General features: G+C 40.1%; 9 protein-coding genes and 2 tRNA genes. 5 read left to right on the plus strand and 6 right to left on the minus strand.

The genetic code is table 11. The features are described 5' to 3' along the window. From rsxD to nth, 4 genes are read left to right on the plus strand one after another with little or no spacing between them, the layout of a single operon-like run. Entirely contained in the window at positions 1 to 1,056 is a 1,056-nt protein-coding gene (gene rsxD / locus AN214_RS14875; RefSeq protein WP_054980445.1) for an electron transport complex subunit RsxD, read from the plus strand. Continuing rightward, positions 1,056 to 1,694: an electron transport complex subunit RsxG gene (gene rsxG, locus AN214_RS14880; RefSeq protein ID WP_054980446.1), complete on the plus strand. Its 639-nt coding sequence runs from the start codon at positions 1,056 to 1,058 to the stop codon at positions 1,692 to 1,694. The genes rsxD and rsxG overlap by 1 nt, the downstream gene beginning before the upstream one ends. Continuing rightward, a complete protein-coding gene (locus AN214_RS14885) occupies positions 1,687 to 2,385 on the plus strand; it encodes an electron transport complex subunit E (RefSeq protein WP_054980447.1) in 699 nt (232 codons plus the stop codon). Before rsxG ends, AN214_RS14885 begins: the two co-directional genes overlap by 8 nt. Before the next feature lie 4 nt (positions 2,386 to 2,389). After that, positions 2,390 to 3,022, plus strand: a complete 633-nt coding sequence (gene nth, locus AN214_RS14890; RefSeq protein WP_054980448.1) for an endonuclease III — start codon at positions 2,390 to 2,392, stop codon at positions 3,020 to 3,022. A gap of 74 nt (positions 3,023 to 3,096) precedes the next feature. On the opposite strand, the gene AN214_RS14895 is transcribed toward nth, so the two are convergent. The 3 genes from AN214_RS14895 to AN214_RS14905 all read right to left on the minus strand — a co-directional run bounded on the left by AN214_RS14895 (position 3,097) and on the right by AN214_RS14905 (position 6,597). Continuing rightward, a complete protein-coding gene (locus AN214_RS14895; RefSeq protein WP_235576764.1) occupies positions 3,097 to 3,921 on the minus strand; it encodes a DUF2306 domain-containing protein in 825 nt (274 codons plus the stop codon). Positions 3,922 to 4,080: 159 nt separating this feature from the next. Further along, positions 4,081 to 5,232, minus strand: a complete 1,152-nt coding sequence (locus tag AN214_RS14900) for an AraC family transcriptional regulator (RefSeq protein ID WP_200911137.1) — start codon at positions 5,230 to 5,232, stop codon at positions 4,081 to 4,083. Between the two features lie 165 nt (positions 5,233 to 5,397). Continuing rightward, positions 5,398 to 6,597 (minus strand): type III PLP-dependent enzyme, encoded by a 1,200-nt coding sequence (locus tag AN214_RS14905; RefSeq protein WP_200911138.1) that lies wholly within the window; start codon positions 6,595 to 6,597, stop codon positions 5,398 to 5,400. Positions 6,598 to 7,166: 569 nt separating this feature from the next. Between AN214_RS14905 and gloA the strand changes: the two genes are divergently transcribed. Then, complete coding sequence (gloA, locus tag AN214_RS14910; RefSeq protein ID WP_054980450.1) at positions 7,167 to 7,556, plus strand: lactoylglutathione lyase; 390 nt, start codon at positions 7,167 to 7,169, stop codon at positions 7,554 to 7,556. Between the two features lie 272 nt (positions 7,557 to 7,828). Here gloA and AN214_RS14915 read toward each other — a convergent pair whose 3' ends face one another. The 3 genes from AN214_RS14915 to AN214_RS14925 all read right to left on the minus strand — a co-directional run bounded on the left by AN214_RS14915 (position 7,829) and on the right by AN214_RS14925 (position 8,683). Beyond that, a complete protein-coding gene (locus AN214_RS14915; protein WP_054980451.1) occupies positions 7,829 to 8,311 on the minus strand; it encodes a prepilin-type N-terminal cleavage/methylation domain-containing protein in 483 nt (160 codons plus the stop codon). A gap of 115 nt (positions 8,312 to 8,426) precedes the next feature. Further along, positions 8,427 to 8,502 (minus strand) — tRNA-Glu (locus AN214_RS14920). Positions 8,503 to 8,607: 105 nt separating this feature from the next. Beyond that, positions 8,608 to 8,683, minus strand: a tRNA-Glu gene (locus AN214_RS14925). Positions 8,684 to 8,692 lie beyond the last annotated feature (9 nt).

Genomic DNA, 8,692 nt, shown 5'->3' on the forward strand with positions numbered 1-8,692 from the left:
GTGCAATTATCCTTAAGCAGCTCGCCACACAAACACAGCCATAAGTCGCTCGGTGCACTTATGCTCAAAGTTGCCTTTGCAGCAAGCCTTGGCATTGCCTGTCAGGCTTACTTTTTTGGCTTTGGTGTAATTATTCAATTATTGCTAGCAATTATCACGGCAATTGCCGCCGAAGCTTTTGTGCTAAAACTGCGTAAGCGTAATATAAAATCAGCGTTAAGCGATTATAGCGCGGTACTTACTGCCGTGTTACTTGCTATCAGTATACCGCCGCTTGCGCCTTGGTGGGTGATTGTTATTGGTACCGCATTTGCCATTATTTTCGTTAAACAACTGTATGGTGGCCTTGGTTTTAATTTATTTAACCCAGCTATGGCAGGCTACGTGCTGTTGCTAATTTCATTTCCGGTGCAAATGACAACATGGTCTCCTCCTATTGAACTTGCTTTCAATCAACACACTCTGTTAGATGAGATTAGCGTGATCTTTACCGGCATAACCCAAAGCGGCCTAACAACCGAGCAATTAAGACTCGGCGTGGATGGCGTGTCTATGGCAACCCCTCTTGATACGCTAAAAATTAGTCTTAGCAAAGGGCTCACTACATCAGAAAGCTTACAAAACCCAATTTTTGGCGAATTTGCCGGAATCGGTTGGCAATGGATTAACCTAGGATACCTGCTAGGCGGCATTTATTTATTAAAAGCGCGGGTTATTAACTGGCATATTCCTGTGAGCTTTTTAGCTAGCCTTGCGATTTGTGCCAGCATCGGTGTAATGCTTCACCCAGGTGTTAGCACCGGTCCCGTGCTTCACTTGTTTAGTGGCGCAACTATGTTAGCCGCATTTTTTATTGCCACCGATCCTGTATCTGCGTCCACAACAAACAAAGGCCGTTTAATTTATGGTGCATTAATTGGTCTACTGGTGTACCTGATTCGCACTTATGGCGGATACCCTGATGCTGTTGCGTTCTCAGTATTGTTACTCAATATGGCGGTGCCTTTAATTGACTTCTACACGCAGCCAAAAGTGTATGGCGCTAAGGAGCAATAATGTTATCTAAATCAATTTCTAAAAACGCACTAATTTTAGGCGCGTTTGCAATTGCCAGCACTGCGGTAGTAACCCTAACTTACATCGCAACTAAGCCTGCAATTGAACACAATAAACAGCAAAAACTAATGACAACATTAGGCCAAGTTATTAGTAAAAATGACTACGACAACACACTTTATTTAGACTGTGCGCAGATTAAAGAAGATTATTTAAATCACGCGAGTGTTACCAAAGTGTATCGCGCTAAAAGTGGTGATAAGCCAGTTGCGGTGGTTCTGCAATCAACTGCACCAGATGGTTATAGTGGTAATATTGAAATTCTTTCTGCCATTTATATTGATGGCACAATAGCTGGTGTACGCGTTATTGAACACAAGGAAACGCCAGGGCTTGGTGATAAGGTAGAAATTCGTCGATCAGACTGGATAACCAGTTTTGATGGCAAACGCCCTGCTTCAATTAAAGATACGTCATGGGCAGTAAAAAAAGATGGTGGTCAATTTGACGCATTTACAGGTGCAACAATCACGCCTCGCGCCGTGATTAATGCCGTTAAACGTGCAAGTCTTTATACCCAAAATCAGCATCAAGCACTGTTTAATCAAGATAATTTATGCGGAGTAAATAATGACTGAACAACTGCGCGATATAATTAACCAAGGACTGTGGAAAAATAACCCAGCATTGGTACAACTACTTGGTTTATGCCCATTACTGGCAGTATCGGCGACCGTAACCAATGCTCTTGGTTTAGGATTAGCAACCTTGTTTGTATTGTTAGGGTCAAACGTCACCGTAGCAATAGTACGTGAATGGGTGCCAAAAGAAATTCGTATTCCGGTATTTGTGATGATCATCGCCGCATTTGTGACAATGATTGAACTTTTAATGAATGCCTTTAGTCACGAGCTGTATTTATCACTGGGTATTTTTATCCCATTAATCGTTACCAACTGCGCGATAATTGGCCGTGCCGAGGCATTTGCCTCTAAAAATTCTGTACCACTAGCCGCATTTGATGGTTTGATGATGGGACTCGGTTTTCTTGCTGTGTTAGTGCTATTGGGCGCTATGCGTGAATTATTAGGACAAGGTACTTTGTTTGATGGTGCACATTTACTGCTGGGGGATTGGGCAAAAGTGTTACGCATTGAAATAATGCAAACCGAAACAAAGTTTTTACTTGCGATTCTCTCGCCAGGTGCTTTCTTAGGCATGGGCTTGCTTATTGCGTTAAAAAATTACATTGACGCCAAACAGCAATCACAACAAGACGAACCAATTACTGAAAAAGCGCCTCGCGCACGTGTCACAAGCCTGGACTAAGTAAATGAATAAAACAAAACGCCGCGAAATATTAGAGCGTTTACGCGCCGATAACCCACAGCCTAAATCTGAATTAGAATATTCAAATCCGTTTGAATTATTGGTTGCAGTAACCTTATCGGCACAAGCAACCGATGTTGGCGTAAACAAAGCTACACGCAAACTGTTTCCAGTAGCAAACACACCCGAAGCTATTGTGGCATTAGGTGTTGATGGCCTCAAAGAATACATAAAAACCATAGGCCTTTATAACTCCAAAGCTAACAATGTTTATAAGTTAAGCCAAATCTTAATTGAAAAACACAATAGCCAGGTACCTGAAAGCTTAGAAGCTCTCGTTGCTCTCCCCGGTGTTGGTCGTAAAACGGCTAATGTTGTTTTAAATTGCGCGTTCGGCTGGCCTACAATTGCAGTCGACACCCATATATTCCGTGTATCAAACCGCACCAAATTTGCCATGGGTAAAGACGTTGATAAAGTTGAAGCAAAACTTGAAAAAGTCGTACCAAAAGAATTTAAAGTCGATGTACACCACTGGTTAATTTTACACGGCCGTTATGTCTGTGTAGCTCGAAAACCTAAATGCGGCAGCTGTATTATTGAAGATTTGTGTGAGTTTAAAGATAAAACTAGCTAAGCCAATTTAACTACATACTAATTGTTAGTGTCAAAAAGCCATAAAGATATCTTCATGGCTTTATTTATAAGTCATCAGAGCGAAATCGGTCCACCACTTAACACTTGTAACAAAAATGGGGTCAACCCTACTACACCGACTAACATCAAGACTGTAAGCAAGACCAACAGAGCAGTTGCCAAAAGTTTTAATTTATGCCCCTTCTTTTTATCTGCAATAAAATAAAGTTCAGCCATGCCTAATGGCAGTAAAAAGCATGCAAATGTCCAAATAGTGAAAAAGATATCACCAAAGGCCGGGTTACCACCCAGCATGGTACCCGTAATCAAGTAACTAAATAGGCCAACCCGCAAAAACCACTGCGCATTTGATACTAAGAATAGTCTTACTGCCCATTTTCGATGATTATTAAACTGCTTAGCTCGTGCAGTTTTTACCGTCAGGTAAGCAAAGCCCAAAATGAGAAACCCATTCACGGATGTTCCTATTGCTGCCAGTAGATCAGGGCTAGCACCACGTACCCAAGTTAAATAAAAGCCCGATAATGCAAGACCAAAAACGATGACTAAATAGATATAACCATTTATTTTGTGAAACTTGGGTGCCACAGCTCTTAATTTTGGCACAAGCTGTAATGCACCACCAAAGGCGACAATACCCGCACCAATCGCATGCACAGCAAACACCGTATTCCCCATGGTATCACCCACTTTGAAAGGTGCGCTTCCCATAGCTTCCCATCGGTTCCAAATTTCAATATTGTCGTTTATGACAGAAAACCCATAAAACGCCATAATGTAATAAAAGAAAAACCACTGCCCCAACAAGATCGCAATAAACCAAAATATCGCTGAATATTTAAATAGCAAATTAATCATCTTGCGCTGTGTTGTTTTCACAGTGTTAGATTTATGCTGTGCACTTATCTCGTTTTTAAGCGCCGATAAATTATCTGTTGACGAAGTCATACCTTATCCCTCTGTTCGAAATTATTTGAATAAGATTGTGCTAAGACAGGGATTATTTGTCGTCCGAATGGGCATATTCGGACGAATTCGTCATAAATTTGTTTGCTTTTTAGTCAACAATGCTTTTTTATAAGCTGTCGGAGTGGTCCCCGTCATTGTTTTAAATGCCGAGTTAAATGTCGATTTTGATTTAAATCCCACGTCATAGGCTATGGTTGAAACTAACTTTTCACTATTGGTTAGCAATTCCTTGGCTTCTTCAACACGGTAATGATTAACAAACTTGAAAAAATTAGTTTTCAAATATTGCGAGAGGGTTTCTGATATATAGTTTTCGCTTACTGAGATTGATTTCGACAAGCGATTTAACGATAAGTCTTCATCTTTGTAGAGTGTTTTATCGGTCATTGCCAAAATGAGTTTTTCTGATATTTCCTCCATTTTATCATGTGAAATGACCGTCTCTCGTGGTTTATCTTCAGGCTCTGAGTCCTCTTCATTTTCAAAAAACTCTATCTGCTTAAGGGCAAAATGGGTAAACGTTATCAGAACAACTAGTTCAATAAAGGGAAATAAAGCGCCCATAAAATGCCACTTAAACCCAAGTAATCCAGCAACATAATTGATGGCGTAGACAAGCCAAATAAAGCCCCACAATACCAGCAATACTTTTAACCAATCCATAGCCCGCTGCTCAATAGCGGAATATTTTTCCATTAATTTAGCGGTATGTTTTGCATGTAAGCGAAAAGCGGCAAATAAATAAACAAAGGTAAATACAAGAAAGACAATCGCGGTAACAACACAGGTAGTAACCGCTAAATGCCATAAATTGGGATCGCGAGTTGAAGGATCAGCTAATGCTAGCTTTTGTTCTGGGCTAATGAAAAATAAAAATGGCACCATCAGCACTAAAATAGCAATAGGCCCTGAAAGCGCAAAGAAACGCTGCTTGGTTGTAACCTTAAACTTTGCAAACATTGCTGTTGCTGCATAAAAATAAAATGCAGGCCCCACTAACATACGAATTGGTAGCTGAAAGCCTGCTATTTCAGGGGCATATTGATACACACCTGTAAAAATATAAAGCTCACCTAGAATATGGATTAACAGTAATACCAGTAACGCAAAAAGATAAACACCTTGATTAGAGTTATATGACTTTGCACCACGAACAATCGAAGATACAACGACCCCCATCATAGTCGAATAAACAACTGTTGGGATCAGCTCTACCGCCATACACTTCACTAATAATTAATAAGAATTAGAAAAATGATACACCATGATCAACAACGTTAACATGCTTTATGCGTTAGACTATGTTTACAGGCTGTATTTTAAACCCTGTGCTTTAATGTGATTAAAAAGAAAGGCAGTATTCTGCCTTGCTTTATTATCTGCACTTTATGCACTTACAATCAGTTCGTTCACTGCGGTTTCATTCAGCACTACTGTTGTCGCACGTTTGAAAAAATTAAAATCCGTCGCAGTACATGACGTATATGCACCCATCATGGTTGAAATGATAAGGTCGCCATTTTCCAATTTAGGTAACATAATTTCTTCACGGATCACATCAATGCTGTCGCATGTTGGACCCGCAAGTACCGACATAAAACGCTCACCCGTTGTTTGCGCTGAATCAATTTGATACTTAGCTTCATCAAACATTAATCCGCTAAACGAGCCGTATAAGCCGTCGTCCAAGTAATACCACGTTTTACCGCCGCGCACTGCTTGCCCCATTACCGAAGCAATATTGGTTACTGCTGTTGCCACAATAAAACGCCCAGGCTCAGCAATTACGCGCACTGTTTCAGGTAATTGGGCTAAAGCACCACGAATCGGCGCGCAAAAGTCAGCAATATTTGGCACTTCTGGTGTGTATTTCACTGGGAAACCACCACCAATATCAAGCGTACTCAGTGCAGGTAAACCCGCATCAATTACCGCCGACATAATCTGATGGCATTTGGTAATCGCATCGGCATATTTCACACCACTTTTGGTTTGTGAGCCAACATGGAACGATAGCCCTTTAATGCGAATACCTAAATCAAATGCATGTTGAATGAGTGTTATAGCATCTTCAGGTAAGCAACCGAATTTTTTCGATAAGTCAGCTAATACCTCAGGGTTTGGAAAGCTAACGCGCACCAATAACTCAACCTGATCTTTGTATTTTTCAAACTTATCAATTTCGTTGACGTTATCAACCACAAACACATTACAGCCATACGCAAGTGCATGTGAAATATCAATATCACGCTTAATTGGGTGCGTTTGAATCGTGCGCTCACTCGGTACCCCGACCGATTGTACAAGGTCAACTTCACCATTAGTTGCTAAATCAAAATACGCACCTTCCGCAAGTAACGTAGTTACAACAGCTGGGTGTGGTAATGGCTTTAGCGCATAGTGCAAATCAACATTCGGTAATGCGGCCTGTAACGCACGATATTGGGTTCTGATCAGATCACAATCTAGCACCATAAGTGGTGAACCAAATTGAGCAACTAATTGTTCAGCTTGTGGTTTTTCAATTACTAAACCGTGACAAGCATCAACATTGGTAATAGGGGCCATTACAGGTGTTAAAGACATAGCGATTCTCCGAGCAGTGTCAATAAAACTAAACTAATCAAATAAACTCATTATGAGTTCGAGCGAGTTAAACATACTTAAACATTCAAGTTCACTCTTGGATAGTTGCTCTATCGCCTTGCTGCAATAAATTGCAATGTACTCGGATTGGCTATCAACAAGAAGCGTGCGAATAATAAATCAGATTTTTTTAGATGCAATCTTTTTTTATTAAAATTTAATAAAAATATTTAAAATGGAACTAAAGCTATAAATATCAATTAACTATGGAGTTTTATAAAAAGTAAAGATCAATCGTAATCCTTATTTTGTAATATTAGCGAGCAAGAAAATGCAGAAAACAACAAAATAAAAGCATTGCGCGATTTTATTGTGAATAATCCGAAAGCAACCAAATAAACTAGCATCAATTGGGCGCTAGCAATTTATTTAAAGGCTTTGTCAGCAAAGCCTTTAAAAATACTATACTGAGCCCAATAATCTATAACAGTAAATTACCTTTTTCACGCCTAGCGATAATCAACAATTTTGTTAGGCGTAAAAATATAAACCTGTTTATAGGGGCACATATGCGTTTGTTACACACCATGATCCGTGTTGCGGATTTAGATAAGTCTGTTGAATTTTATACCAAAGTACTCGGTATGAAAGAGCTGCGACGTTCTGAAAATACTGAGTACCGCTATACGTTGGCATTTGTTGGTTATGGCGACGAAAAAGACAATGCGGTTATTGAGTTAACCTACAACTGGGATACCGACAGTTACGATCACGGCAACGCATTTGGTCACTTAGCCATTGAATATGATGACATTTATGCTGCTTGCGAAGAGATCAAAGCGCTAGGTGGTGTTGTATCGCGTGAACCAGGCCCAGTAAAAGGCGGCACAACCGAAATTGCGTTTGTCAAAGACCCTGATGGTTACTCAATTGAGCTAATACAAAATAAATTTAACTAGCAACCAGTTGGCAATCGGTTAGCTCATAATAATCGCTGAGCTAACCACTCAGGTAATATAGTTTTGTGTTATACCAATTCTGTTAAGTATGTGATCAGAGATAGCGCTGGATGAATAAAATGATAACAAGGCAGAATTTTTCTTATGTAGTTGTTCTACATTGATAAATTTTAACATAGTTAGAATGATCAGCGATTTAAGTGAATTAGTATTACACACGTTAATAAGGTATAAACGCCATCAATTAATTAACGAATAGCTTTATTTAGCTATTAACAACCAGTAAGTACTTGTTGATACACAGGTGGCGTGCTGGCTGATGCGGCTTGGGTATAACGAAAATAGCAATTATCATCGCTTATTTGCGTATCCCCATCAAAATCCCAACCAATATAGGTGAATCTAATACCTTGATATTGGATCTGCAGATCGTCGGATAAGCTAATGCGCTTCTCAATATCTGTATTATCCAAGTAGCCCCACATAAGTCGCGTCTCAAATGAACCATTATTATCAAGGTCAACATCAAAGAGATCAGGTCGCCCGGGGACGGCTTGTGTTGAGTAGCTTTTCATTAGAGATTTGTAGTGAACAAGATCATTGGCTTGTTGAACGCTTACTTGGATTTGATTGATCACTTCAGTGCGCGCATCGCTCGATAGCCCCATAAACCTTGGTATAGCAGTAACAGCTAATACTCCGAGTATTACAATGACAATAATCAATTCTATAAGCGTAAATCCACGTGATTTCATAACAGCGTTAAATCAATAAGAACTTGGACGTTTATAATATAGTAATTATCTAATAATTCGAAATTAAATGAGGTGTTTGCTTGATTTAGATACAGAACAGCAGATTAAGAATAAGTGGCGTCCCCTAGGGGATTCGAACCCCTGTTACCGCCGTGAAAGGGCGGTGTCCTAGGCCTCTAGACGAAGGGGACGCAGTATCTTTAAGATAATGTGTCACTAGGACTGGCTATTTTTACTCTTACCATACGAGCTTTTAATGACTCACCCCACTCTTTTAAAACTAAGCTTAAATTAAGTGGCGTCCCCTAGGGGATTCGAACCCCTGTTACCGCCGTGAAAGGGCGGTGTCCTAGGCCTCTAGACGAAGGGGACAACATGGTG

Source organism: Pseudoalteromonas sp. P1-9 (assembly GCF_001399975.1).
Taxonomy (GTDB): domain Bacteria; phylum Pseudomonadota; class Gammaproteobacteria; order Enterobacterales; family Alteromonadaceae; genus Pseudoalteromonas.

Excerpts from the sequence above, each read along its gene's own strand:
- rsxG (WP_054980446.1), top strand. The coding sequence starts at position 1,056 with ATGTTATCTAAATCAATTTCTAAAAACGCACTAATTTTAGGCGCGTTT.
- AN214_RS14885 (WP_054980447.1), top strand. The coding sequence starts at position 1,687 with ATGACTGAACAACTGCGCGATATAATTAACCAAGGACTGTGGAAAAAT.
- nth (WP_054980448.1), top strand. The coding sequence starts at position 2,390 with ATGAATAAAACAAAACGCCGCGAAATATTAGAGCGTTTACGCGCCGAT.
- AN214_RS14900 (WP_200911137.1), bottom strand. The coding sequence starts at position 5,232 with ATGGCGGTAGAGCTGATCCCAACAGTTGTTTATTCGACTATGATGGGG.
- AN214_RS14905 (WP_200911138.1), bottom strand. The coding sequence starts at position 6,597 with ATGTCTTTAACACCTGTAATGGCCCCTATTACCAATGTTGATGCTTGT.
- gloA (WP_054980450.1), top strand. The coding sequence starts at position 7,167 with ATGCGTTTGTTACACACCATGATCCGTGTTGCGGATTTAGATAAGTCT.
- AN214_RS14915 (WP_054980451.1), bottom strand. The coding sequence starts at position 8,311 with ATGAAATCACGTGGATTTACGCTTATAGAATTGATTATTGTCATTGTA.